The organism is Ruegeria sp. HKCCD4884 (genome assembly GCF_013110855.1).
In the GTDB taxonomy this organism is placed as follows: domain Bacteria; phylum Pseudomonadota; class Alphaproteobacteria; order Rhodobacterales; family Rhodobacteraceae; genus Ruegeria.
Window position 1 is genome coordinate 199,806 of record NZ_WVRJ01000002.1, and the last position, 26,451, is coordinate 226,256.

Annotated in this window: 23 protein-coding genes and 1 pseudogene; 15 read left to right on the forward strand and 9 right to left on the reverse strand. The window is 57.7% G+C overall.

Features of this window, described 5'->3' with window-relative positions; all coding sequences use genetic code 11:
• Positions 1-25 precede the first annotated feature (25 nt).
• Both queA and GS636_RS03410 read right to left on the reverse strand, forming a co-directional pair.
• A complete protein-coding gene (gene queA, locus GS636_RS03405; RefSeq protein WP_171668442.1) occupies positions 26-1,072 on the reverse strand; it encodes a tRNA preQ1(34) S-adenosylmethionine ribosyltransferase-isomerase QueA in 1,047 nt (348 codons plus the stop codon).
• 42 nt (positions 1,073-1,114) lie between these two features.
• On the reverse strand, positions 1,115-4,492 hold the full coding sequence (locus GS636_RS03410) for a DUF3971 domain-containing protein (RefSeq protein ID WP_371808686.1): 3,378 nt from the start codon (positions 4,490-4,492) through the stop codon (positions 1,115-1,117).
• Between the two features lie 68 nt (positions 4,493-4,560).
• On the opposite strand from GS636_RS03410, the gene GS636_RS03415 reads away from it, so the two are divergent.
• The 7 genes from GS636_RS03415 to GS636_RS03445 all read left to right on the forward strand — a co-directional run bounded on the left by GS636_RS03415 (position 4,561) and on the right by GS636_RS03445 (position 10,597).
• Complete coding sequence (locus GS636_RS03415; protein WP_171668444.1) at positions 4,561-5,022, forward strand: peroxiredoxin; 462 nt, start codon at positions 4,561-4,563, stop codon at positions 5,020-5,022.
• Between the two features lie 18 nt (positions 5,023-5,040).
• The gene (locus GS636_RS03420; RefSeq protein ID WP_171668445.1) at positions 5,041-5,931 is read left to right on the forward strand and encodes a ferritin-like domain-containing protein; all 891 of its coding nucleotides are present in this window, start codon (positions 5,041-5,043) and stop codon (positions 5,929-5,931) included.
• A 174-nt stretch (positions 5,932-6,105) separates the two neighbouring features.
• Positions 6,106-7,437: a DUF5930 domain-containing protein gene (locus GS636_RS03425; protein WP_171185793.1), complete on the forward strand. Its 1,332-nt coding sequence runs from the start codon at positions 6,106-6,108 to the stop codon at positions 7,435-7,437.
• The gene (locus tag GS636_RS03430) at positions 7,427-7,927 is read left to right on the forward strand and encodes a polymer-forming cytoskeletal protein (RefSeq protein ID WP_171090660.1); all 501 of its coding nucleotides are present in this window, start codon (positions 7,427-7,429) and stop codon (positions 7,925-7,927) included. Before GS636_RS03425 ends, GS636_RS03430 begins: the two co-directional genes overlap by 11 nt.
• A 118-nt stretch (positions 7,928-8,045) precedes the next feature.
• The gene (locus tag GS636_RS03435; protein WP_171668446.1) at positions 8,046-8,855 is read left to right on the forward strand and encodes a zinc-dependent peptidase; all 810 of its coding nucleotides are present in this window, start codon (positions 8,046-8,048) and stop codon (positions 8,853-8,855) included.
• Between the two features lie 112 nt (positions 8,856-8,967).
• On the forward strand, positions 8,968-9,657 hold the full coding sequence (gene aqpZ, locus GS636_RS03440) for an aquaporin Z (RefSeq protein WP_171090665.1): 690 nt from the start codon (positions 8,968-8,970) through the stop codon (positions 9,655-9,657).
• Between the two features lie 97 nt (positions 9,658-9,754).
• Positions 9,755-10,597: an alpha/beta fold hydrolase gene (locus GS636_RS03445; protein ID WP_171668447.1), complete on the forward strand. Its 843-nt coding sequence runs from the start codon at positions 9,755-9,757 to the stop codon at positions 10,595-10,597.
• A gap of 47 nt (positions 10,598-10,644) precedes the next feature.
• On the opposite strand, the gene GS636_RS03450 is transcribed toward GS636_RS03445, so the two are convergent.
• Positions 10,645-11,202: a peptidylprolyl isomerase gene (locus GS636_RS03450; protein WP_171668448.1), complete on the reverse strand. Its 558-nt coding sequence runs from the start codon at positions 11,200-11,202 to the stop codon at positions 10,645-10,647.
• On the reverse strand, positions 11,195-11,701 hold the full coding sequence (locus tag GS636_RS03455; RefSeq protein WP_171090671.1) for a peptidylprolyl isomerase: 507 nt from the start codon (positions 11,699-11,701) through the stop codon (positions 11,195-11,197). The genes GS636_RS03450 and GS636_RS03455 overlap by 8 nt, the downstream gene beginning before the upstream one ends.
• 133 nt (positions 11,702-11,834) lie before the next feature.
• Here GS636_RS03455 and pgk point away from each other — a divergent pair, with 133 nt between their 5' ends.
• From pgk to GS636_RS03485, 6 genes are all read left to right on the forward strand, one after another.
• Complete coding sequence (pgk, locus tag GS636_RS03460) at positions 11,835-13,025, forward strand: phosphoglycerate kinase (protein ID WP_171668449.1); 1,191 nt, start codon at positions 11,835-11,837, stop codon at positions 13,023-13,025.
• 163 nt (positions 13,026-13,188) lie between these two features.
• Positions 13,189-13,488, forward strand: coding sequence for a septum formation initiator family protein (locus tag GS636_RS03465; protein WP_171090675.1), 300 nt, complete (start codon positions 13,189-13,191; stop codon positions 13,486-13,488).
• A 176-nt stretch (positions 13,489-13,664) separates the two neighbouring features.
• Positions 13,665-14,654 carry a pyruvate dehydrogenase (acetyl-transferring) E1 component subunit alpha gene (gene pdhA / locus GS636_RS03470; protein WP_171090677.1) on the forward strand — a complete coding sequence of 330 codons (990 nt, stop codon included), beginning with the start codon at positions 13,665-13,667 and terminating at the stop codon, positions 14,652-14,654.
• 15 nt (positions 14,655-14,669) lie between these two features.
• Positions 14,670-16,040: a pyruvate dehydrogenase complex E1 component subunit beta gene (locus GS636_RS03475; protein WP_171090679.1), complete on the forward strand. Its 1,371-nt coding sequence runs from the start codon at positions 14,670-14,672 to the stop codon at positions 16,038-16,040.
• 14 nt (positions 16,041-16,054) lie between these two features.
• Positions 16,055-17,353 (forward strand): pyruvate dehydrogenase complex dihydrolipoamide acetyltransferase, encoded by a 1,299-nt coding sequence (locus GS636_RS03480; protein ID WP_171668450.1) that lies wholly within the window; start codon positions 16,055-16,057, stop codon positions 17,351-17,353.
• 154 nt (positions 17,354-17,507) lie between these two features.
• Positions 17,508-17,750 (forward strand): hypothetical protein, encoded by a 243-nt coding sequence (locus GS636_RS03485; protein ID WP_171090684.1) that lies wholly within the window; start codon positions 17,508-17,510, stop codon positions 17,748-17,750.
• 7 nt (positions 17,751-17,757) lie between these two features.
• Here the strand turns inward: GS636_RS03485 and cysE are convergent, their stop codons facing one another.
• Positions 17,758-18,567: a serine O-acetyltransferase gene (cysE, locus tag GS636_RS03490; protein WP_171090686.1), complete on the reverse strand. Its 810-nt coding sequence runs from the start codon at positions 18,565-18,567 to the stop codon at positions 17,758-17,760.
• Between the two features lie 84 nt (positions 18,568-18,651).
• Between cysE and GS636_RS03495 the strand changes: the two genes are divergently transcribed.
• The gene (locus GS636_RS03495) at positions 18,652-18,990 is read left to right on the forward strand and encodes a TraR/DksA C4-type zinc finger protein (protein ID WP_171668451.1); all 339 of its coding nucleotides are present in this window, start codon (positions 18,652-18,654) and stop codon (positions 18,988-18,990) included.
• A gap of 276 nt (positions 18,991-19,266) precedes the next feature.
• Here the strand turns inward: GS636_RS03495 and GS636_RS03500 are convergent, their stop codons facing one another.
• The gene (locus GS636_RS03500) at positions 19,267-21,156 is read right to left on the reverse strand and encodes a phage tail protein (protein ID WP_171668320.1); all 1,890 of its coding nucleotides are present in this window, start codon (positions 21,154-21,156) and stop codon (positions 19,267-19,269) included.
• Positions 21,157-21,230: 74 nt separating this feature from the next.
• Positions 21,231-21,713, reverse strand: a pseudogene (locus GS636_RS03505) (terminase large subunit domain-containing protein); the annotation flags it as partial.
• An 871-nt stretch (positions 21,714-22,584) separates the two neighbouring features.
• Here GS636_RS03505 and GS636_RS03510 point away from each other — a divergent pair.
• Positions 22,585-23,850: a DEAD/DEAH box helicase gene (locus tag GS636_RS03510; protein ID WP_171668452.1), complete on the forward strand. Its 1,266-nt coding sequence runs from the start codon at positions 22,585-22,587 to the stop codon at positions 23,848-23,850.
• Between the two features lie 85 nt (positions 23,851-23,935).
• On the opposite strand, the gene mltG is transcribed toward GS636_RS03510, so the two are convergent.
• Together mltG and fabF are read right to left on the reverse strand one after the other, a co-directional pair.
• Positions 23,936-25,093: an endolytic transglycosylase MltG gene (gene mltG, locus GS636_RS03515; protein ID WP_171185817.1), complete on the reverse strand. Its 1,158-nt coding sequence runs from the start codon at positions 25,091-25,093 to the stop codon at positions 23,936-23,938.
• On the reverse strand, positions 25,094-26,359 hold the full coding sequence (gene fabF, locus GS636_RS03520) for a beta-ketoacyl-ACP synthase II (protein ID WP_171668453.1): 1,266 nt from the start codon (positions 26,357-26,359) through the stop codon (positions 25,094-25,096).
• Positions 26,360-26,451: the final 92 nt, after the last annotated feature.

Genomic DNA, 26,451 nt, shown 5'->3' on the forward strand with positions numbered 1-26,451 from the left:
TGTTTTGATGCTTCGCCTGCGCCCTTCACGGGATTAAAAGCGACGCGTCGCCGTAAGAAAAGAAACGGTATTTCTGCTCAATCGCATGATCATACACTTTAAGCATCCGGTCTTGCCCCATGAGCGCCGACACCAGCATCAACAGCGTTGATTTCGGCAGGTGGAAATTGGTCATCAGCGCGTCGGTGACGTGGAACTTGAAACCGGGATAGATGAATATATCGGTGTCCCCTTCCCAAGGTTGGATTGTTCCGGACCGCGCGGCGCTTTCGATCAACCTCAATGCCGTGGTGCCCACCGGGATTACACGCCCGCCTGCGTCTTTGGTCGCCTGAATCTCGGCTGCCGCCTCAGGGCTCACCTGCCCCCATTCTGCATGCATCTTGTGGGTCGTCACGTCTTCTACTTTGACGGGCAGGAACGTGCCCGCGCCGACGTGAAGGGTGACGTGCGTGAAACCAACACCTCGGTCCGCTAACGCGCTCATCAGCGCATCATCGAAATGCAACGAGGCGGTCGGGGCAGCAACCGCACCAGAATTTCGCGCCCAGATGGTTTGGTAATCGGTCCTATCCTGTTCATCCGCGGGACGTTTGGCCGCGATATAAGGTGGCAGGGGCATCGCACCGGCCTGCTCTAACGCGCCATCAAAATCCTCTCCGCTCAGGTTGAACCTCAGATACGCCTGACCGTCCTCAACCTTGCACAGCGTTGCACTCAGATCGTCCGAGAAGACAATCTCTTCCCCAATCTTCACTTTTTTCAGCGGCTTGATCAGTGCCGACCATGTGCCATCGGCCTGAGGGTCCAGCAATGTGGCCTCAATCCCTGCCGAGACCGGGCCTTGCGCACTGTCCCGATGACGGCGCCCGTTCAGCCGTGCCGGGATAACGCGCGTGTCATTCAGAACCAGCCGATCGCCTGGTTGAAGAAAATCCGGCAGGTCGAACACATGGCTGTCCGTCGTCACATCTCCCTGTGCCACCAGCAAACGCGCAGACGAGCGCGGACTGGCGGGTCGCGTGGCAATCAGGTCTTCGGGCAGATGGAAATCAAAATCGCTGAGTTTCATGCGCGCGCCTTACATCCCCGAAAGGGATTCGGCCATATGCAGTCAGCGGTCGCTGGGACGCGAGCCAAAGGTGTGTTTCGGCTCGTCTGGTTTCAGGGGAACCGCATTGGGGCCGTCCGACACCTTTGGGGCAGGCTGGCGCAGCAGGTCGCGCAGAAACAGCGGAGCAAGGCCGGACAGAGGATTGACCGACACTTTCGGCGACGCGAGCGGTCCTTTGAGGGTATAGTTAAAACCAAACACCCCCTCGCCCTTGCGGGTAAAGACGCTGCCGACGGCATTCAGCAAATAGATCGGCGAAATAGCCCCGCGCAGGTTTAGCATCTCGTTCACTGTGTCGATGGTGCCATCAAAAGACAGGCCCATGGACGGTCCGACTGCACTGCCGCTGAGCACTTTGATCTCGGTGGGCGTGACCCTCATGCGGCTGTCTATGGCCGAGAAAAAGATGCCCTGTCCTGCCATCTCGTCCAGCAGGCCAACAAGGCTGATCGCGTTCAGCAATGCCGCCATGGCAGGAGCATCGGTGATGCGTGTGTTCACAATCCTCAGAATAACGTCGTAGTTGCCGGGCGCTGTGACCGGCTCAAGGTTCAGGTTCATATCTCCGCCACGTGCTTGGGTCAGCACCCCGGCAGAACGCAGCACGGCCCCCGCGTCTTTCGATGTCAGCGTCACAGCGCTGCGGTTTCCACGTGGGGTCACCTGCCCTGAAACCGCTGCCCCACCATTGACCTGCGCCGTAAATCCCCCGTTCACCCCCCCGGTTGTTTGAAATGAGCCCCGAAAACCCGTCAGCGCCACAGCTTCGGTGATTTGCAGGCGGTCCAGTGCAACATCCAACTTGGGACCAGCCCCGCCACCACCGCTGCTTTCGCCAAACGTCGCTTTTCCCATATCCAGCACGCCGCCCAGCACGCGTATGTCCGGGACAGCATCACCGCGTCCGATCATTTCGGCTGGAACGGCCAACCAATTGCCAAGATCGAATGAGCTGAATTGGATGCGGTCAAAATCGCCGTTGTCCCGAAAAGTTATGGAGGCGCTGGTCCGCAGGCCAGCGCCCTCAATGCGCAGGCTGTCTACTTTCAGCTGTTTGCCCAAGGTCGCTTCGGCCGTCAGAGATCCCGAAGCGGACGCCGCTTTGCGCCAACCAAGTTCCGGGATCGCAAGTGCAACGCCCTGCAAGTCCGACGAAACGGACAATTTCGGTGGCTCGTCTGCGCCAAGCCCCAAGGAGATGTTCGCAATCCCGGACCCGGTCAGCATCCCCGGCGGAAGCCCCACGCCGATTTCATCCATCAGGCGTGGCGACAATTCGATCTGGCCTGTCAATGTACTGCGCTGTGCGGTTTTTCCATCAATCGGTTGCCGCCAAAGCGCCTCAAGCGGGACATCTCCGAATTGTCCCTGCCCTTCAATCTGAACGCCGGACTGGTTTCCGGACAGATCCAGCAAAGCGGCGCTGACAGTAAATCCGGGTACCAGACGGTCGCTCAACAGGTTGGCCAGATGGCCGTCGAAGTGAAACTCGGTGTCCTGAAACTTGAGCCCCTTTTTCAGCGGCAACGATAACGTACCAGCCAAAGATGCCGTTCCGTCGGCAAGGTCGACAGGCAGCCCGGCCTTAGTCAACAATTCAAGAGGCGGACGATCCAACAGCGACAAAGCCGCCGTCACGCTGCCTTTGGCTTGGATACGCGCGATTGCAGGGGCTGATTTCTTGATATCCGTATCAGGTATGATGAAGGACGTGCCCGAAGCATCCACGGCACCACCTTCATCGGCAATCACCACCCCCTGCTGTGCGGTAACGGTAAAGCGCTGATTGAGCAGGCTTGCCTGACCCTGAGCGTTTTGGATTGGCGGCAGGGTTTTCACGAATTGGATTTTGGCCTTCTCGAACCCGAAGTCCAAATACAGATCGGGTTTCGATCCGGGTTCAAGCCGAAGGGCAAAGTCCATATCCGACAGAACCCCTTCATACAGGTTTTCGGTGACCCACTCACGCGGCTTGGGCGCCAAGCGCTCAGGCCAGTAGCTGAGCACCTTGTCCGAGGTCATCTGATCCAGATGGGCATCCAGCTTGACCGCCCAACCGTCAGGACGACCGCTCAGCACCCCAAACGCGCGTATGATGTGCCCCGGGTCTTCGATGGTAACCTGCCCCAGTTGCAACTCGAACGGGTCCAAGACCATTTTGAAATCCACGCTGGCGCGCGACAGTTGGATTGGTTCGGGAAACAGATTGGCGGGGTTCACGTTGATGCCGGACAAACGCATCTGCGCGGTCAGGCTGTCCAGAACGCCCTCTTCCACGCCCTGCAGAAATGCCGTGCCGTCTGCCTGTACTTTACCCCAGGCAGAAACCACCGAAACCTCGTTGAAGTTCAGCGCCTGGGATTTCGGATCATAGGTGAAATAGGTGCGGGCAGATTCAAACGGCACCGGACGTGTTTCGGGATTGGGTTGCACGGCCCCCGCACCAAGGTTGAGAGTTGCAAAACCTGTCCCGATAGCACCGCTTTCGTCAATACTGCCACGCAAAGCACCCGAGATTGGGGCCCTCAGAACCTGCAACCACGCAAGCACGGGGCTCTGACCGGCGATGTCTTCTGCGGGCAGGTCCGAGACCGAGATGCCAAACTGCGCAGCTGGACTGCCAAGCGTACTGGTATAGTTGGCCTCGATCGCGCTGACGTAATCCCGCCCGGCCAGAACCGAGAACCCGGTGGCCAGTCGCACCTCATTATCGCTGCGGTTTGCCTGAATATGGCCGCCGTCCAATACCCAGGACCGGCCCTGCCGCAAATCCCGGTAGTCCAGCGTGATTGCGTCAAGTTCAACCGAAGTCAGTGCTGACAGGGCCGGAGACAGGAACACCTGATCAGACGCCTCGATCAACTCTGCCAGATTCGGTGCCTCTTGCACTGGTGCGCTGCCTGTTCCGACGGTCAGGATCAAAGCCCCATCCGTGTCGCGGGTCAGCGCGATCTGCGCACCGCTCAGGATAATGCGTTTCGGGCGGACATGCCCACGCAGCAAAGGCCGCATTGCAAGGCTGGCGCGCATGTCCGAGACCTGTGCAATCTGTTGGCCCGCCGCGTCGCTGATGGACACATCGGTCAGGCGCAGCCGGGGCCGCCAGCCCTCATGGATGATAAAACTGACGTCACCAAACCGGATTTGCAGCCCGCCCAATGCCTGCTCCAGCCGCGTCTCGACCCTGTCCCTGAGCCAGGCGGGCGCGTGCATCCTTTGGCCCACAATCATGAAACCGGTGAACGTCGCCAGCAGCACCAGCATGATCGCCCCGCGCATGGCCCAAATCCCGGCAGCGCGACGACGCGACCGGCGGCTTACCGGTTTGTTCGGTGCCTCCCCTTCGTCGTCCTCGCGTTGCTTCAATTTGCTATTCACGCCTTCCAACCCGCACGTGTCGCCCTATGATATCAGGCAGCCTTTAAAAACCTTTAGCGGAGTTTCCAATGCCCGATATTTCTGACATGGCCCCCGACTTCACTTTGCCGCGCGACGGCGGTGGCGAGGTGACGCTTTCGGCGTTGCGCGGTGGCACCGTGGTTTTGTTCTTCTATCCCCGTGATGATACGCCGGGCTGCACGAAGGAATCCATCGGTTTTTCAGAACAGCTTCAGGCCTTTGCGGATGCGGGTGCTCACGTTTTCGGCATCTCACGCGACAGCGTCGCAAAGCATGACAAGTTCGTGGCCAAGCATGGGCTGACCACGCCGCTTCTGTCGGATGAAAACTCGACCGTTTGCGAGAACTATGGCGTCTGGGTGGAAAAGAACATGTATGGGCGCAAGTCAATGGGCATCGAACGTTCGACCTTTGTCATAGATGCCGAAGGTCGCATTGCCAAGGTCTGGCGCAAAGTCAAAGTGCCCGGTCATGTGGACGAGGTGCTTGAGGCGGTGAAGGCGCTGTAAGCCCCCTCTCGACCTGTCATGCCATCCGGTTTAAGACCCGCCTCGACACGACCGAGGCGGAGCGACCCCGTGACCAAGACACTGACACAGATGGCGACAGAGGTTCTGACAACAGCGGACGGGCGGGCCAAGACCGCCCTGTCCAAAGCGCACGCCGCCGCTTGGTTTGCTGCCCGCAAGGGCGAAACTGACCCAATCGAGATTGGCACGGCAACACCCCCCTTGAACCCCGCCCGCCCGGACAAGCCCGAGCTTTTGTCGCCCCGCGAAGTGCCAAAGCGGAAACCCGGGACCGAGGCCGGGCGTATCGCGCTGTTGCACGCAGTGGCCCATATCGAATTGAACGCCGTCGATCTGCACTGGGACATCATTGCCAGGTTCGGTCACGTATCCATGCCCATCGGGTTCTACGACGACTGGGTGAAATGCGCCGAAGAAGAATCGCGCCATTTCGAGATGGTTTGCGATTGCCTGGAAAGCATGGGCAGCCATTACGGCGCCCTGCCCGCCCATGCAGGCATGTGGCGCGCTGCCGAGGACACTGCCGAAGATCTGATGGGACGGCTGGCCGTTGTTCCCATGGTGCTTGAGGCACGCGGTCTGGATGTCACCCCCGGCATGATCGAGATCTTTCGCAAGGCCAAGTTGGACCAAGCCATTGCGGCTCTTGAGGTGATCTATGCCGAAGAAGTCGGCCATGTTGCTTATGGCTCGAAATGGTTCCATTTCCTGTGCGGTCGCGAAAATGCCGACCCAAAGGATGTGTTTCACGCGCTGGTCCGACGCTATTTTCACGGCGTACTGAAACCACCCTTTAACGAGGAAAAGCGCGCTGAAGCTGGCTTGCCCCCCGATTTCTACTGGCCCCTGACCGAAGATCTGCCTGCGCCCGGAGAAGTCACAAACTGACACTTCTTCGTTATTTTCGGCAAGTTCTCGCCGATCTCAGGGGGATTTTTGCGCCGTTTGACGCAGATTGGTCAACAAACTTGCCCGTTCACGACGAGCCGTTTATGCAATCGGCCCAAGGGACGGCTATTGCACCACGACCGGTCCCGATCTTGGGGATGAGAGGTAAGACGCGTGCGAACACGTCTGACAATAAAGTTACATTCGCTGCTCGAGCGGCATTTCCCGGAACGCCGGGTTTTTCTGAAATCTGACAAGGACACGCGCTTTATCCGGCTTAGCTCGGAAACGCAGGTGATTGCGGTTGCTGGCGTTGCTGTCATGGTCGGCTGGACAGCGGTCGCGACGGCCATTCTGCTGATGGACAGCATCGGGTCTGGCAACTTCAGAGAACAAGCCAAACGCGATCAGGCGACCTACCAGGAACGCCTGAACATCCTGTCCGCAGAACGGGACGCCCGCGCACAGGAGGCCCTTGCGGCCCAAGACCGCTTTAATGCAGCGCTTGAGCAGATTTCCGCTATGCAGTCCGAGCTGCTGGCGTCGGAAAACCGCCGCCGTGAGCTTGAGACCGGCATCGAGGTCATCCAGACCACCCTGCGCAGCACCATGAAGCAACGGGAAGAGGCACGGACTGAGCTGGCGACCCTGAAGCAGGAAACCAGTGACACCGACATGTATATGACGGCCTCTACCGCCCCGGTGCAGATGGCCTTCATGACGGATGCGTTGGCACGCACTGCCGAAGAACGCGACCAGATCGCTTCGGACGCGCAAGATGCATTGGTTCAGAGGGACGAACTGGAACTGGAAATCCGTCTGATGCAAGAGCGCAGCGACGCGATCTTCCGCCAGTTGGAAGACGCCATGGTGATCTCGGTCGAACCGCTGGACAAGATGTTCCGCCAGGCCGGGATGCCCACCGATCGTATCATCGAAGAGGTCCGGCGCGGATATAGCGGTATGGGCGGTCCGCTGACCCCTTTATCCCTTAGCACGCGTGGCGAGGAGGACGAGCTGTCCGCCGACGAGGCCCGCGCGAACATTTTGCTTCAACAGATGGATCAGTTGAACCTGTACCGGATTGCTGCGGAAAAGGCCCCCTTCGCCAGCCCGGTCAACAGTGCAGTGCGTTTCACCAGCGGATTTGGCACACGTCGCGACCCCAAAACCGGAGGTCGTCGGATGCATAACGGTGCGGATTTCGCTGGTGCGCACGGCACTGATATCTTCGCGACAGCAGACGGTGTGGTCACCCACGCAGGTTGGCAGTCGGGTTTCGGACGGCTTGTGAAAATCAAGCACGCGTTTGGAATTGAGACACTTTACGCTCATAACACCAAGATCAACGTCAAGGTTGGTCAAAGGGTCTCGCGTGGGGATCATATTGCTGATATGGGTAGCACCGGACGGTCCACCGGCACGCATTTGCACTATGAGGTGCGCGTGAACGGAAAGCCCGTGAACCCAATGACTTACATCAAGGCTGCGAGAAATGTTTTCTAAAAGCAAAATCAACGAGCCCGCATCCAAGGCACCTGAGGCGGCCAAACCTGCCGCTCCGGCGACCCCAGCGGCCCCTGCTCCAACCGAGTCGAAACCTGCCACTGCGCCCAAGCCAAAACCGCCTGCGTCGGTTCTGTCTTCGGATCTGCACATCACCGGCAACATCAAGACCTCCGGTGACATTCAAGTGGAAGGTACCGTCGAAGGCGACATCCGCGCTCATCTTCTGACCATTGGTGAATCTGCAACCATCAAAGGTGAAGTCACCGCCGATGACGTCGTGATCAACGGCCGCATCGTTGGCCGGGTACGTGGCCTGAAGGTGCGCCTGACCTCGACCGCACGTGTCGAAGGCGACATCATCCACAAGACCATCGCCATCGAAAGCGGCGCGCATTTCGAAGGTTCGGTGCAGCGTCAGGACGATCCGCTGAACCCTGGCCGCAGCGCCAAGGGGGGATCGAACCCGGCGGCTGACGTCAAACAATAATTCGACCTTTCAGGTCAGACCCGAGACGCCGCAGAAACACCTGCGGCGTCTTTTCTATAACAACTGCTTGCCTGTGAAACTGGTTTTGATCCCGCTGACATCGCGTTAGGGTCGGGCCATGTTGGTTTTTTTGATACTTGTCGCCCTGATTGCTGGTGGTGTGGCGTATTACTTTTGGTCAAAGCAACAGGCCCGCCAGGCCCTGCTGGCCGCGCCGCTGAGCGATCAGCAACGACGGCTTATCGACGCTCAGGTCCCGATCCTGCAGAAAGTGCCGCAAGACCTGCGCGCAAAGCTGGAAGGCAAAATCAACCTGTTTCTCGATCAGGTCGAGTTCATAGGCTGCGACGGTCTGGATGTCACAGAAGACATGCAGATGTCCATCGCCGCGCAAGCCTGTCTGTTGGTTGTGAATACTGAGCTTTGGTATGACAACCTCACTACCATCCTGATCTATCCCAGTGCTTTCAAATCCAGACAGAGCCGACACAGCGGTTATGTCGTCACAGAGAAAGAAATCGTGCGAACTGGCGAAAGCTGGAATCGCGGCCCGGTGATCCTGTCCTGGGCGCACAGCCAACGTGGTGCGATGAACGATCATGACGGGCAAAATGTTGTCTTTCACGAATTCGCACATCAGATCGACGATCTGACAGGGTCGGCCAATGGTGTGCCCGTTCTCAGCGCCAATCAGAGTTTTTCCGAGTGGGAGGCCGCATTTCTGACGGCTTATGACGCCCATGTACAGGCCGTTGAAATGGGACGCCCAACTGTGATTGATCCCTACGGCGCGGAAGGGCACGAAGAGTTTTTCGCCGTTTCAGTTGAAGTGTTCTTTGAGCGACCAAAGGCACTCCGCAACTCTGACCCAGAGGTCTACAAACAGCTGTCGAAACTTTTTCACCTGGATCCTGCACAGTGGCATTAGTCAGTTGTCGCCTGGGGTGAGAGGGCATCCGGGAAATTCCCCGTTCGCCTCAATTTAACAAAAGTTAGTTTTTGAATTACAGTTAACCTCATCGCATTGTGGAGGAAATTTCATGTCGTCAAAATTACTTGCCGAGTTCTTCGGTACCTTTTGGCTGGTTCTCGGAGGCTGCGGCAGTGCCGTTTTGGCCGCAGGTGTTGCAGATGTCGGCATCGGATGGCTTGGCGTGTCTTTCGCCTTCGGCCTGACGGTTCTGACAATGGCCTACACGGTTGGTCCGATATCTGGCGGTCATTTCAACCCGGCGGTCAGCTTGGGGCTGATGATTGGCGGAAGGTTTCCAGCCAAAGATCTGCTGCCCTATTGGGTCGCTCAGGTTATCGGAGCGATTGCAGCCGCCATTGTGTTGTACCTGATCGTTAGCGGAGCACCCGGTTTCGAAGGGGTTGGAGGGTTCGCATCAAACGGATACGGAGACGCGTCCCCGCAAGGCTATTCAATGATGTCGGTTCTGGTGATCGAAATTGTGATGACGGCCTTTTTCATCTTCATCATTCTGGGCGCAACTTCAGATAAGGCACCGGCTGGTTTCGCACCGATTGCCATTGGCCTGGCACTGACACTGATCCATCTGGTGTCAATTCCGGTCAGCAACACATCGGTCAATCCCGCCCGGTCCACCGGAGTCGCCCTGTTCGCAGACGGCCCCGCGCTGGCACAGCTTTGGATGTTCTGGGTGGCACCCCTGATCGGCGGCGCGGTCGGTGCGTTGATCTGGAAAGTGACTTCATCTGAAGACTAACGTGAACTGACTCGGTTTTTTCCCTGTCAGTAAAAAACAAGCGTATCCTTCCGTAACGCCCGGCTGAACCAAGGCTCGGGATCAACGGGAGGATGCTATGAAGATTACAGCGACTACATTTGTACTGGGATGCCTTGCCACCGCCAGTTGGGCTGACGACCCGTGGCTGAGCATCCCCGCAGCCCCAGAGATGCCCCCAGCCAACACGTCCGGCACTGCTGAAATCAATGGGATCAATATGTACTACGCCACCTATGGAGACGGAGAGGGTACACCGATATTAATGATCCATGGTGGTTTGGCGCATGGTGACATCTGGGCAGCACAGGTTGCGGATCTTGCCGCAGATCACACCGTGATCGTTGCCGACACTCGCGGGCACGGGCGATCAACCAATGATGGCAGCACCTATTCCTACGGATTGCTCTCGCAGGATTATCTGGCTCTGTTGGACTATCTGGAAATCGATCAAGTGCATCTGGTTGGCTGGTCTGACGGGGCCAACATCGGCTATTCGATTTCGAGCACCAACCCGGAACGGTTGGCCAGTCATTTTGCTCATGCGGGTAATGTGACGCTGGATGGCATCGATCCGTCAGTAGAAACCAACGAAGTGTTTGGCGCCTATGTCGGCATGATGGCCGAAGATTATGCAGCAATGTCCCCCACGCCAGATGGATTCGAAGCGTTCCTGGGCGGGGTTGCTGCTATGTGGAGCACCGAAAAACCTGGTGGTTTGGAGGCGTTATCGTCGATCACTGTCCCAACGCTGGTCGTTCAAAGCGCGCATGACGAAGCCATCCTGATGGCACATTCGCAGGCAATTTCCGAGGCCATTCCGGGGGCAGACTTGCTTGTTCTGGAAGATGTCAGTCACTTTGCTTCGTTTCAGAAGCCGGATGCCTATACGCAAGCTATCCGCGACTTTATCGATCAATAAACCATAGAAAAAGCCCGGCGCTTTGGGCCGCGCCGGGCTTTCACTGCTTATTCGGTGACGGTAACTTTTTTCATCACGTCGGGCTGGCCCGTGACTGCTCCGGTCTGAGAATGCCCGCGTTTGATCGCATCCACCACGTCCATACCATCGGTCACCTGACCGACCACAGTGTACTGCCCGTCCAGGAACGGGCCGGGTTCGAACATGATGAAAAACTGCGAATTGGCCGAATCCGGATCGTTCGAACGCGCCATGCCAACCACGCCCCGGTCAAAGGTGACCTCGGAAAACTCGGCTGGCAAATCGGGTCGGTCTGATCCGCCGCGTCCAGCGTAACGCATGTCAAACCCGTCCGCGCCGGAATTGCCGTATTGCACATCTCCGGTTTGTGCCATGAAGCCGTCAATCACGCGGTGAAACACGACACCATCATACTGACCGTCGGTGGCCAGCGCAGTGATCTGTTCCACATGCTTGGGAGCGACGTCCTCGAACAAGTCGATCGAGATAGTGCCATTGGCCCCTTCCCCTTCAACCTCAATCTGCAGACCGCTGGCCAGTGCCGGGCTGGTCACCAGTGCAAAAACCGCAGCCAGCTTATACATCGGCGGCCACTTTGACGCTGATCATGCGATCCGGGTTCGCTGGCGGCTCGCCCCGAACGATGGCATCCACATGCTCCATGCCATCGATCACACGGCCATAAACGGTATATTGACCGTTCAGGAAGTGGTTGTCCTTGAAGTTGATGAAGAACTGAGAGTTGGCCGAATCCGGGTTTTGCGACCGTGCCGCGCCCAGCGTGCCGCGATCATGGGGCAGTTTCGAGAACTCGGCCGGAACGTTCGGAAGCGACGACCCACCGGTGCCCGCCATGCGCAGGTTGAAGCCGTCTTCCATATCGCCGTGCTGAACGTCGCCGGTTTGCGCCATGAAACCGTCGATCACACGGTGAAAGGCTACGTTGTCATATTCTCCACCACGGGCCAGTTCCTTCATCCGCGCGCTGTGCTGGGGGGCCACGTCGGGCAACAGCTCGATGACGACGTTGCCGCCTTTCAGCTCGATGATGATTGTGTTTTCGGGATCTTTGATCTCGGCCATGTGGCCCTCCTGTCGTTTGTCTTGCGCAAATACCTATGCGCCAAGCGCGTGAATGCCAAGTGACGCATTGACCTGAGGGCAAAATGCAGGAAAAGAACCGCCTAAATCGGTTGCCACTGGGAAGGATTGCACGATGGGCTGGAAAACACTGGACGATATGGATCTGAACGGCAAACGCGTGCTGGTGCGCGTGGACATCAATGTCCCTGTCGTTGACGGTGTTGTGACCGACGCCACCCGTATCCAGCGGATCGCTCCGACAGTACGCGATATTCTGGCCGCCGGTGGTAAGCCGATCCTACTGGCCCATTTCGGTCGCCCAGGTGGCGAGCGACGCGAAAACTTGTCACTCAAGCAATTGGTGCCGACACTGGAAAGCACTTTTGGCGCCCCTGTCCTGTTTGCAGCCGATTGCGTGGGCACCGAGGCTGAACTGGCCGCCGATGCGCTGCAACCGGGTCAGGTATTGCTGCTGGAAAACACGCGCTTTCACGCAGCCGAGACCAAGAACGACGCTGATCTGGCCGCAGGCATGGCCAAGCTGGGGGACGTTTATTGCAACGATGCGTTTTCAGCCGCGCACCGCGCCCACAGTTCGACCGAGGCTTTGGCGCGCCTTCTGCCCGCATGTGCAGGTCGCCTAATGCAAGCCGAATTGCAAGCGCTGGAAGGCGCACTGGGTGCCCCTAAACGGCCCGTAACTGCTGTTGTAGGCGGTGCAAAAGTATCCACCAAACTGGAGTTGTTGGGCAATCTGATCGACAAGGTGGACTATCTTGTCATTGGCGGTGGCATGGCCAATACCTTTCTGGTCGCAAAAGGTCTGAACGTCGGCAAATCGCTGGCTGAGCGGAACATGAAGGATACCGCTGCGGAAATCCTGACCAAAGCCGAAAGCTCGGGTTGCACCATTGTTCTGCCCACGGATATTGTGGTTGCAGACAAATTCGAAGCCCATGCTCCGCATCAAGTCTTGCCCGCAGATCAATGCCCCGAAGACAGCATGATCCTGGATGCAGGTCCTGAAAGCGTCGCCGCGATCACCGAGATCTTTACAAAAAGCAAAACGCTGATCTGGAACGGCCCGCTTGGCGCGTTCGAATTGGAACCCTTTGATGCAGCGACCAATGCGGCCGCATTGAAAGCGGCGGCTTTGACACGTTCGGGCCAGTTGGTGTCAGTTGCGGGCGGCGGCGATACCGTTGCCGCACTGAACGCATCGGGCGCGGCGCATGATTTCTCGTACATCTCCACTGCGGGCGGCGCGTTCTTGGAATGGATGGAGGGTAAGACCCTGCCCGGTGTAGCCGCATTGGAACAGTAGCCCCGTCGCGGCGCGCTTTCGCTTACCTTGCGAGACATTCTGACTCATCCCCTGATTTTTGGGAATCAGGGGATTCACAAGCCGAATCACCTGTGACATAGTGCTGAAAGAGGTTCGAAAAGGACCCGTACTTGAGGCAAGTTTTCATACGGCGGTAAACAGAGTGTCCCGTTCCCATCGGCCCGGTTTGGGCGCAGTTGCTTTCTTCTCGGTGGCTTTCATGCTGGGTGTCTATTTCACCTTTGCCGCCGTACAAGGAGATTATGGCCTGTTTCGGCGGGTCGAGATTGCAGCGGAACGGGACGCTCTGTCGCGCGATTTGGCGAAGCTGAATGCCGAGATCGCCGAGATGGAGAACCTGACGCTACGGTTGTCTGACACTTATCTTGACCTGGACCTTCTGGACCAGCAGGCACGCTCGGTTCTGGGTATGATCCGCGCGGACGAGATCGTCATCCGATAAGCGGACTTGGGTTTTTCGTCGAAAAGCCCTTCTCTTGCAACAATTCATTTTGCTTTGATAAGCGCGGCTTAGCGTAATCCGACGCTGCGTCACATTAACACTCGCCAGATCGCCCGAAATGCTTTAGAAGATAGTTTAACGCTAAACTATCTGTCCGAAAGGGGGAGATCGCCACAATGGCTGCGCGAAAAACCACAAAGAAACCAAATGTTTCTGCGGAAGAGCTCAAAACCTACTACCGCGAGATGCTGCTGATCCGCCGATTCGAGGAAAAGGCCGGTCAACTTTACGGTATGGGTCTGATTGGCGGCTTCTGCCACCTTTACATCGGACAGGAAGCGGTTGTTGTCGGCCTCGAAGCCGCCGCACAGGAAGGTGACAAACGCATCACCTCGTATCGCGATCACGGCCACATGCTGGCCTGCGGTATGGATCCGGGTGGCGTTATGGCCGAGCTGACCGGGCGCGAAGGCGGCCTTTCCAAAGGCAAGGGCGGCTCGATGCACATGTTCTCGAAAGAGAAGCATTTCTATGGCGGTCACGGCATCGTTGGTGCACAGGTTCCGCTGGGCGCAGGTCTGGCCTTTGCTGACAAATACAAAGAGAACGGTGGCGTGACATTCACCTATTTCGGTGATGGCGCGGCCAACCAGGGTCAGGTCTATGAGACGTTCAACATGGCCGCTCTCTGGGATCTGCCAGTGGTCTTTGTGATCGAAAACAACCAATACGCCATGGGTACAGCGCAGGCGCGATCAACATCGTCGCCAGACATCTACGTGCGTGGCGAGGCGTTTGGCATCCCCGGTGAGATCGTCAACGGTATGGATGTGTTGGCGGTTAAGGCCGCAGGTGAGAAAGCTGTGGCCCACTGCCGTGCGGGCAAAGGCCCTTACATCCTTGAGGTTAAAACCTACCGGTATCGCGGTCACTCGATGTCTGACCCGGCCAAGTACCGCACCCGCGAAGAGGTTCAGAAGGTTCGCGAACAAAGCGATCCGATCGAACATGTGCGCGAGCTGCTGTTGACTGGCAAACACGCGACCGAGGATGATCTGAAGGCGATCGATAAAGAGATCAAAGAGGTCGTCAATCAAGCCGCCGAATTCTCGAAAGAAAGCCCCGAGCCTTCCGTCGAAGAGCTCTGGACTGACATTTACGCCTGAGAGGACGAATAAGACATGGCAACCGAAATTCTCATGCCCGCCCTTTCGCCCACAATGGAAGAGGGCACACTAGCCAAATGGCTGGTCAAGGAAGGCGACACTGTAAGCTCTGGCGATATCATGGCCGAGATCGAAACCGACAAGGCGACGATGGAATTTGAAGCCGTTGATGAAGGCATCATTGGCAAGATCCTGATCGCTGAAGGTACCGAAGGGGTCAAGGTGAACACCCCTATCGCGGTTCTGGTGGAAGAAGGCGAAGACGCCTCTGCCCTGCCCGCGGCTGCCCCTGCAGCCGCAGCGGTGACCGAGGCCGCCCCTGCGGCGGTTGAGGCCCCCGCTTCTGCCGCTGCCCCCGCTGCTCCGGTCGTTGACCTGTCGCCCGATTGGCCCGCAGATGCAGAGATGAAGTCCGAAACCGTCCGTGAAGCGCTGCGTGACGCGATGGCCGAGGAAATGCGTGGTGACGAAGACGTCTACCTGATGGGTGAAGAAGTCGCCGAATATCAGGGCGCGTATAAAATCAGCCAAGGTCTGCTGGACGAGTTTGGCCCCAAGCGCGTTATCGATACGCCGATCACCGAGCACGGTTTTGCAGGCATCGCCGTTGGTTCAGCCTTTGGAGGTCTGAAACCGATTGTCGAGTTCATGACCTTCAACTTCGCCATGCAGGCGATTGACCAGATCATCAACTCTGCTGCCAAGACGCTTTACATGTCAGGCGGTCAGATGGGCTGCCCCATCGTGTTCCGCGGTCCTAACGGTGCCGCCGCCCGAGTGGCTGCGCAGCACTCTCAGGACTATGCAGCGTGGTACATGCAGATACCCGGCCTGAAGGTGGTAATGCCCTACTCGGCAGCCGATGCTAAAGGTCTGCTGAAATCGGCGATCCGCGACCCCAACCCGGTTGTCTTCCTGGAAAACGAAATCCTCTACGGGCGTTCTTTCGACGTGCCGCAGGTGGATGACCTGACCATCCCGCTGGGCAAGGCGCGTATTTGGCGCGAAGGTTCGGATGTGACCATCGTCAGCTTCGGCATTGGCATGCAATACGCACTCGAAGCCGCCGACAAACTGGCGGAAGAAGGCATCAGTGCCGAAGTTATCGACCTGCGCACAATCCGCCCGATGGACACTGGCGCAATCATCAACTCGGTGATGAAGACGAACCGTCTGGTGACTGTGGAAGAAGGCTGGCCGCAAGGCTCGGTCGGCAGCTACATCAGTTCAGTCGTGATGCAGGAAGCGTTCGACTATCTCGACGCCCCGGTCATCAACTGCACTGGCAAAGATGTACCGATGCCCTACGCCGCGAACCTCGAAAAGTTGGCACTGATCACCACCGATGAGGTGATCGCCGCCGTCAAACAAGTGACCTACCGGTAAGGAGCGACAGACAGATGCCCACCGAAATTCTGATGCCCGCCCTTTCGCCCACAATGGAGGAAGGCACGCTTGCCAAATGGCTGGTCAAGGAAGGCGACACCGTTTCCTCTGGCGACCTGTTGGCAGAGATCGAAACCGACAAGGCCACGATGGAGTTCGAAGCCGTTGATGAAGGCACCATCGGTAAGATCCTGATCGCCGAGGGAACCGAAGGCGTTAAGGTCAACACCGCCATTGCCGTTCTGCTGGAAGACGGCGAAAGCGCAGATGACATTGGTGCGACGCCTGCCGCCGCGCCAGCGGCTGCGCCCGCAGCAGAAACTGCAGCGCCAGCGGCGTCCGAGGCGCCAGCCTCTGCCCCTGCCCCGGCTGCTCCGGTCAAGGCTGATGGCGGTCGTGTTTTCGCCTCACCACTGGCCCGTCGCATTGCGGCGCAAAAAGGTCTTGATCTATCGCAGATCGCCGGCTCTGGACCGCATGGTCGCATCGTCAAGGCGGATGTGGAAAGCGCCACAGCCGCACCGGCTGCAGCTGCTCCAGCGCCTGCTACCGCTGCTCCATCTGCGCCTGCGGCACCAGCCGGGCCGTCGGCAGACATGGTCGCTCGGATGTATGAAGGGCGCGAGTACGAGGAAATCCAGCTGGACGGTATGCGCAAAACCATCGCCGCGCGCCTGTCCGAAGCCAAACAGACCATCCCGCATTTCTATCTGCGTCGTGACATCAAGCTGGACGCGCTGCTCAAGTTCCGCAGCCAGTTGAACAAGCAGTTGGAAGGCCGTGGCGTCAAGCTGAGCGTCAACGATTTCATCATCAAAGCTGTCGCCAACGCGCTGCAGCAGGTTCCGGCCTGTAACGCAGTCTGGGCGGGTGACCGCGTGCTGCAATTGAAGCCTTCGGACGTCGCCGTTGCTGTTGCGATTGAGGGCGGCCTGTTCACCCCGGTTCTGCAAGATGCTGACACGAAGTCCTTGTCCGCCCTGTCGACCGAGATGAAAGACCTTGCAGCCCGCGCCCGCGAACGCAAGCTGGCACCGCATGAGTATCAGGGCGGCACCTTTGCCGTCTCAAATCTGGGTATGTTTGGCATCGACAACTTCGATGCAATCGTAAACCCGCCACATGCCGGAATTCTGGCTGTAGGGACCGGTGTGAAAAAGCCTGTTGTCGGAGATGATGGCGAACTGACCGTGGCAACCGTGATGTCTGTCACAATGTCCGTGGATCACCGCGTCATCGACGGGGCGCTAGGGGCAGAACTGCTCAAGGCCATTGTCGACAATCTGGAAAATCCGATGGTCATGCTGGCCTGAGGCACTCGAACACCCCCCGCCCAAGCTTTTGTTGGGCGGGGGTCATCTTATCATTTGGCGCTGAATTGAACCCGTGTGATTGGCGTATCAATTGCCTAAAGCGCATTGACCTCCCACCTTCTTCTACAAGATTAATTCAGAAGGAGAGTGCTCTGTGGTCCGCAAGAACCTTGTACAAAGCTTGGTAGTTTTGGTCCTTTTGACTGGGACGACACCAGGCGAGGTCTCTGCGAAACCGAACAGTTATCCGGGCGAGCACTCGAAATTCAAAAGCAGTGATCCTGAGGCGATTGCCGAGCAGAAAGCTGAACAAAAGCGGCGCAAAGAACTGCGTCAGCAGAGACGAGAGGAACGCAAGCGCAAGCGGTTGGAGAAACGCACCAACCGCTTGAAGTGATTTTTACCTACTGGTCTTTGCCCAGCATGTGGTCCATCGAGATCGCAGGCTGATCGCATCCCGCCTCGCCCACGATCTTCGCGGGAATACCAGCAACGGTTTTGCAAGCCGGTACAGGTTGCAGAACCACCGAACCCGCAGCGATACGGCTGCAATGGCCAACTTCGATGTTGCCCAGAACCTTCGCTCCGGCCCCAATCAGAACCCCGTTGCCGATCTTGGGGTGGCGCTGTTCCTCTTCCTTGCCGGTTCCGCCCAGCGTTACCGAATGCAACATTGAAACATTATCGCCCACAACAGCGGTTTCACCAATGACAATGGAATGAGCGTGGTCGATCATGATACCCTTGCCGATCTTTGCAGCCGGATGAATATCTATCCCGAATATCTCGGACGAGCGCATCTGGAAGAAATAGGCCAGATCGTAGCGACCCTTTTTCCACAACCAATGCGCAACCCGATAGGCCTGCATCGCCTGATACCCTTTGAAGTAAAGGATCGGCTGCAACAGGCGGTGACATGCGGGGTCACGCTCGTAAACGGCCATCAGATCAGCCCGCGCCGCTTCGATCAGATGTGGATCATCGGCATATGCTTCGTCGACAATCTCTCGCAAGACCATCATCGACATCTCGTTCGAGCACAGCTTGGCCGAAATCCGATAGGAAAGCGCGCGTTCAAGGCTGCGGTGATGCAGGATACAGGCGTGCACAAGACCACCCATGAGTGGTTCTTTTTCTACGGCCGCGTGGGCCTCGGATGTGATGCGGGTCCAAACCGGATCAACCGGCGTTACATGACTGCGCTTTTCAAACATGGCTTTTCATCCTTTGCTGCGCCTAGAATGCCATTTAGTGGTAAAAAGACCAAACGCAAACCCGTGATCTGCAATGCAACAAAAATGAATGAGTTCGAAAGCTCATATTTTGAAACAAAAATTCGCGAGCGACTGGCCGAGTTGGAACAGCTTTCAGCGTCAGGTCAAAAAGCGCAGGCTGTCGTTGAACTGGATCAACAAGTGGTTGGCCGACTGAGTCGCATGGATGCCTTGCAAAACCAGGCCATGGCAAAGGCGCAACAAACCAATCGCGATATTGAAAAAAGCCGTCTTCAAGCCGCCTTGGTACGCATTGAAGAGGAGGAATACGGGTATTGCGAGGATTGCGGCGACCGAATTCCAGACGCGCGGTTGGCGCTGGACTTGGCCGCCAGCAAATGTGTCAGCTGCGCTGCCGGGTGACTAAGAATTTGGAAAGATGGTGCAGAACCGTCTCAAAACATTGGCAATACTGCAAGTCGTCGAACCCCGGCTCATTCGCCAGGGTTCTGTTTCGAGCAACGGCCATCAGCGAGCCGTTGCCGTAAACGGGATGAAGTCGCCCCGTGCGTTCAAGATGCCTGTCAGCCAGTTCTGCTTCATGAATCATCCGAACGCATAAACGTGTCCGGTCTGCCTGAGGAGCTGCCAGCAAAGCACGCGCTGCGGCACTGACATCTCCGTGCAGGACCGGCCGCATCAGGCTGACTGCCCCACCAAAAGACGGGTTGACGGACCGGGGCCGTAGACGGCTGACACCTGCGCCACTTCGACCTCATACGCGCCGGTCGAACCGTCCGCCGCCTTCATTGTTGAGGAATAGGTCCAGCGTGGTTCCGCGATCAGGTCTTCGCGCAGCAATGTTCCATCTGCACGGATGCGCACCAGATAGGATTCGGTTTCTTCGCCCAGAGGTATCTCCAGTCCCGACCAATCATCCGCGTCCAGACGCGCACGTCTGATCCATGAAAGTGCATCGCCGGACAGACCGGATTGAACTTTCAGGTGCACCGGTGCGTAAGGACGCAATCCGTTACCATCGAAAGACGCGATCAGATGTTGGAAAGACGGATCATCGTAACTGCGATCCACAGGCCCGATGCGGTAGTGTTTGGCCATCCGACGCTCATTGCGCATCAAACTTGTCTGCTGGATCTGAGAATTCAGAAGAACAAAAACTGAGCCATCCGGCCAGACATCCGGCATCAAAGCGTCCGTGCCCAACTGCCCCCTGAGACGCCCGGACAAGGCGTAGACTCCGGGCGCTTCGAGAACCGCATCGGAAAACTGAAAAACCTCCCAGTTGCCCGGCGACCCATCGCCGATAGCAGCCAGATTCAGGCCATTCAGAACGGAACCACGAGTGCGGGATTCCAACTGACCCGACACCAACTTGATCCGCAACGCCGAACCCTCGTCCCACACACCCGCGCTGGCACGATACAGCGGGGTTTCGGTGACACCAACAATCGCTTGCCCCTGGACTATGTCGCCCAGCGCGTAAGCTTCGTCACTTGACGAGGTATAGACCGCAGCCGCGCCGGGCCACGGATCGCCCGTGACAGCCAGATAAGGGGCATGCGGAATTTCTGCACCCGTGAACAACGGCAGGTCCAGAAAAACCGGCAGCAAAGGGGTCGGCGCAGCATAGGGTTTCACTGTCGGAGCATCTTCGCGCAGGTCCGAAGCCTTGTAGACACCTTGTTCGACCCGAACCGCCTCGGCCAGTTGCAGGTCCGATGTTTCCAGTCGGTCAATGCGGTAAATCGGGCTGTTTTCGACCTCTGACAATCGCACCAGATCCCCGGCACCCAGATGTATCTGCGACGGCGGCAGCGCAAAGCGCACGGTATCACGCGAGGCCCTTGCCTCACTCAGCCAGCGTTCCGCGGTTTGACGACCCTCTGCCCGGGTCATCGACAACGGCATTTCATTCACCGAAACGGAATGGGTTTTATCGTCGGGAAGAACGGCCTCTTCTGCGACCAGATCATGGTCCGCATCCGACTGCACAAAGCGCAAGCGAACCCGACCAGTCATCTCGGCCTCAGCCTCACGCCGATGTTCAACCGCGCCTTCCAGATCGCGGCTGATCGCCAGATGATCAGGGTTGAGTGCGACCGCACCGTAACCGTTGCGCATCTGAAACCGCAACTGACCGTCCCGTTCAATTGCATCAAACCCGTAGCGCAGCATCAAAGGTTGCAAAGCGGACCGTGCGTTTGTCACATCTTCGATCACATAGCCCCGAACCACACCGTGAAGCCGCGAAACATCGATATCAGTCACCCCTGCCCCATGGCAGATTTCGGTTACTACAGATGCAAGCGTCCGCGACCCGGACTGCCCGTTCAGCCAATGCCCTCTGGCATAGTTTTTTCCATCGTCCCATTGGCTCTGCAGATTTGGAAATGTTGGAAACGGACGGGTATCCCACGCCCAAACGTACGCGTTCGCCAAATCCAGCATCCGAGCGCCATAGATATGTGACACTGGATTAACTGCGGGATCGCTCCAGTATCCTAGTGTCGCGGTCAAATACTGCGCCTGAATGTAATCATCCCTCAATCCGTTCGAAAAAGCTGGCAACAGCGATTCCGAGGACTTGGGGTCGAGGAACTTGTTTGGGGCTGGTTTGTGCCCTTGTCGATTGCCGCACAGCCCAGCTCATCAACCCACGCCGCATCAAACTGCGGCCCGCGCAGCCCCTCAGGATCATGCGCCGAAAACGCCTGCGCCTCGGCCCCGTTGGGCCAGATCAGTTTCCGTTCCGACGCCTTCCATGTGGGCCGACGATCCGGCGGCGAGCACTGTAATATCCCGCTATCGCCAAAGATCATCACATCGCGCACCTGATCAAAGGTCTCACCGACCAACGCCACCCGGCTGGCCTCTCCACGATCCAACGGTTTCGCCCCTTCAACCATCGACCGCACCCATTCAGCCCCGGCCCGCGTCTTCCCGGCACCACGCCCGCCCATAATCACCCAAGACCGCCAATCTCCCTCGGGCGGCAACTGATGCGGCAGCGCCCAAAACTCAAACAGGAAAGGGAGGGCGCACAGCCCCCCCTCCCCGATCTCACTCAGAAATCTCTCTCGCACCGCAGCATCGGCGGAGGCGAGCCAACCTGCACCCGATTTCAAATCGAGCGCGCTCAAGGTCGAGCGCGTACCCCCCTTGGGCAATTCCGGCTTGTCTGTAATGTTGTTCGACAAAGCTTGTCTCCACTTTCTGACAACTTCGGATCAGCCCCTCTAACTGCCCGAGTTGCCTGGCTGAACCAGCAAGATCTGCATCCTCCCCGGCACCGATCTGTTTGCGCAGGTCTTCCGCCGCTTGCCGCAGATCGCGAATGGACCTCTCAAGCGACTGCAACAAGTCAGCCGTCTGGGAAATCCGCTCTTCCGGGGTAATCAAAGTCATGTTTGCCTGTGATCTCATGCGTGAGTTTTCTCCGCACGAGAGAAACGAAAAACGGCCGCCGGGTTTCCCCGCCGCCGTTGCCCACTTCTTCTAACATGACACAACTCATACGGATTTAAGTACGCAATGTCAATTAGTTACGCAACACGAACGCAACGGGGAGCGTACGCAGAAGTAAGATTTTAGCCCCCGACATAGCTGCTTCGCGAATACTGCTCTCGTTGAAAAACCATTAAAACCACCCTCTTGCTTCAGGGCGTCACTCGAAACCGGGCTAAGAATCGCGTTAATTTTGACACCCTCACTTCCAACGCATGGCTCCATTTACAAATGCCAGCTTGACAATCCTTCCCTCAACCCCCATTTGCCGCCAATCAAAGCGCTGCTGCGTGAGCTTGCGCGGACCTCTTCCGCCCTACAGCGCCCGATCCACATTACAGTTCCCCATCACGCAGGGTTCTTGACGCGACGACCGGATAGCGCAGGGTGCGCCTGCCTGTCCCGAGGTCTCGCACAACCCCTGCAGGTCGCCGCGCGCGACCCGTCACGACCTGTCCGTGGGCAATAGCTCCGGGCATAAAGGATAGTTTTTTGTTCGACTTCGACATGCTGGGTCTTGCCCCCGCACTCAACAAAGCGCTGAAAAGCGCCAATTTCACACAGCCTACCCCGATTCAGAACCAAGCCATCCCGCTTGCGCTGAACGGCCACGACATTCTGGGTCTTGCCCAAACAGGTACCGGCAAGACACTGGCCTTCGGCCTGCCTCTGATTGATCACCTGCTGGCTCAGCCTGGAAAACCTGATCCCAAGACAGCCAAGGCGTTGATCCTTGCGCCGACCCGCGAATTGGTGAACCAGATCGCCGAAAGCCTGCGCGTCTTGACCAAAGGCACCAAGCTGCGCGTTGGGACAGTTGTGGGCGGACAATCGATCAACAAGCAGATCATGTTCCTGGCGCGTGGCACAGACATTCTGGTCGCCACTCCGGGTCGCCTGATTGACCTGATGGACCGTGGCGCCGTCGATCTCAGCTCGGTTCGCCATCTGGTTTTGGACGAAGCTGACCAGATGCTGGATTTGGGGTTTATCCACGCCCTGCGCAAAATTGCACCAGTGCTGGGTACTCCACGCCAAACCATGTTGTTTTCGGCTACCATGCCAAAACAGATGGAAGAGCTTAGCCGCGCGTACCTGACCAACCCCCAACGAGTTCAGGTATCGCCTCCAGGCAAGGCCGCTGACAAGATCACACAGTCGCTGCACTTTGTGTCGAAACCCGGAAAACCAGCAAAGCTGCGTGAAATACTCTCACGAGACAGCGATGCGCTGACATTGGTGTTCACCCGCACCAAACACGGGGCCGAACGGTTGATGAAGGGTCTGGTTGCCGATGGGTACAACGCGGCTTCGATCCACGGCAACAAAAGCCAGGGGCAAAGGGACCGCGCGATCAAGGCGTTTCGCGAAGGTGAGGTAACCATTCTGGTGGCCACCGACGTTGCCGCGCGTGGCATCGATATCCCTGGCGTTGCTTATGTTTTCAATTTCGATCTACCCGAAGTGCCTGACAACTATGTCCACCGGATCGGCCGCACGGCGCGTGCCGGGCGTGAAGGTGAGGCCATTGCATTTTGTGCACCTGAAGAAGTCGATCTGCTGCGTCAGATTCAGAAACTGATGAAGATCGAAATTCCCGTCGCAAGCGGCACAATGCCTGAAGGTGTTGAACCCCAAAAACCAGCGCGCCGCCAAAATAATCGCCGTCGTGGGTTCAAACCCAAACCAGCCAATGGCGATGGAAAGCCTTCGGCTGGAAAGGGTCGCCGACCCCGCCGCAGACGCCCTGCCGCTTAACACCAAAAGCCAATACAAAAAGAAACGCCGACGTCGGATATTCCTCTGACGTCGGCGTTTCTTTTCGTAGTTTTGAAATTTGGGTCTAGTTTCCCGAGTTCCGTTCAGCTTCAATCTCGCGCCACTTGGCTACGTTACGATTGTGCTCCTGCAATGTCTCTGCAAAGGCATGACCGCCCGTGCCATCGGCCACAAAGAACACAAAGCTGGTGTCATCCGGCGCAACGGCGGCCTCAAGACTTGCTAAACCGGGGTTCGCAATCGGGGTCGGCGGCAACCCATCGATCTGATACGTGTTCCACGGCGTTGGGCGGTTCAACTCACTGCGCCGCAGACCCCGACCCAAAGTGCCTTGCCCCTTGGTCACGCCATAGATGACTGTCGGGTCCGTCTGCAACCGCATCCCTTGATTCAGGCGGTTCACGAACACGCTGGCTACTTGTCCGCGCTCTTCGGGAACTCCGGTTTCCTTTTCGATGATCGAAGCAAGGATCAGCATCTCTTCGGGGCTTTCCAACGGCAAGCCATCCTGACGGTTTTCCCAGGCCGCGTTGATTCGAAGCTGCTGTTTGTCTTGCATAGCCTTCAGGACATCATTGCGGTCCTGACCAGCCACAACATCATAGCTGTCCGGGGCCAACATACCCTCAGCCGGGATCTCAGTCACTTCTCCGGTCAGCGCCTCAAAGGACTTCAACGCTTCAACCACCTGCCATGAGGTCACGCCTTCGGCCAAGGATACGCGATACCGAGTGTCCGCTTCACTACGCTTTTCGGTATAGGCTGCTGGGGCCTCTTCCTCCAAAGCATCAAAAGACGCGATTTCATCAAAATCCAACGTCGCCGGGTTCAACTCGCGTACCCGTGTCTGGGCACGGGTCACGCCGATGCGGTATTCGATCTCGGATCCACACGTGCTGGCCCCGCTGCTGGTGATCTCGGCAATGATCTGCTCCATCGACGCACCTTCGCGTACCAGAAAGCTACCGGCTTTCAGCTGCTGTGCGCGGTCCGTATAATCCGCAGCCATACGGAACAATGTTGCATTGCGGATCGCGCCCTGATCTTCCAGTTCCTGACTGACACGCGTCATATTCGACCCGCTTCTGACTTGTAGGCAGATAGCGGTTTCAAGCGGGCCTTCCGCTTTGTACTGAGATTGCCCCCAAAGGATCAGTCCGCCCATCAGGAACAGGCCGACCACCAACATGGTCAGCGCATTCGAAGCAATGGCCCGCCACATTTAGCTGACCTTTCCAAAGATCACGCTGGCATTGGTACCGCCAAACCCAAACGAGTTTGACAGAGCCACGTTGATCTCGCGCTCGCGCTTGGCATTCGGTGCCAGATCAATCGGTGTTTCGACAGCCGGGTTGTCCAAGTTGATCGTCGGCGGCGCCACCTGATCCCGGATCGCCAGGATCGAGAAGATCGCTTCAATCGCGCCCGCAGCCCCCAGCAAGTGCCCGGTGGCCGACTTCGTCGAGGTCATTGTGGCGTTTGACGCATGATCGCCCAGCAGGCGTTCCACAGCACCCAACTCAATCGTATCCGCCATGGTCGAGGTGCCATGCGCGTTGATGTAGCCCAGATCTTTCGGCTCCAGCCCGGCACTGCGCAGCGCGGCCTTCATCGAACGTTCGGCCCCATCGCCATCCTCTGACGGCGCGGTGATGTGATAGGCATCACCCGACATGCCATAGCCCAGAACCTCGGCATAAATCTTCGCTCCACGCGCCTTGGCGTGTTCGTAGTCTTCCAGAACCACGATGCCCGCGCCCTCACCCATGACGAACCCGTCACGGTCGACATCATAGGGACGGCTGGCTTTCTTCGGGTCGTCTGCATATTTCGTCGACAAAGCCTTACAGGCGTTGAAACCTGCAATCCCGATCTCGCAGATGCAGCCTTCGCCGCCACCTGCAACCATGACATCCGCATCACCAGCGCGGATAATCCGGCTGGCATCGCCAATTGCATGGGCACCAGTCGAACATGCCGTCACAACAGAGTGGTTCGGTCCCTTGAACCCGTGGCGGATAGACACCTGACCCGAGGCCAGATTGATCAGAGCACCCGGAATAAAGAACGGCGACACCCGACGCGGACCCTTGTCGCGGATCAGATTGGCTGTATTGGCAATCGAGCCCAGCCCCCCGATACCCGAACCAATCAGAACACCTGTCCGCAGACGGTCTTCCTCATCCTCCGGCAACCAGTTCGCGTCCTTGCAGGCCATTTCCGCAGCCGCAATCGAATACAGGATGAAGTCTTCGATCTTGCGCTGTTCTTTCGGCGGCATCCAATCATCGGGATTGAACGTTCCGTCGGTTCCATCCCCGCGCGGCACCTCGCAGGCATAGGTCGTTGTGACCCCGCTGCCGACCGCATCAAAGTGCGTGATGGGGCCTGCGCCGGATTCCCCGTCCAGCAACCGCGACCATGTTTCCTCGACCCCGCTGGCCAAAGGAGTGACCAATCCAAGACCGGTTACAACGACTCTGCGCATGAAGTGCCTCTTGCCTGCTTCCTGTTATGAGAACCGCTCATACCCCGGCCCGGGGTGCGGGGGCAAGAGCAAGGGCGATTTCCGCGCCGGCA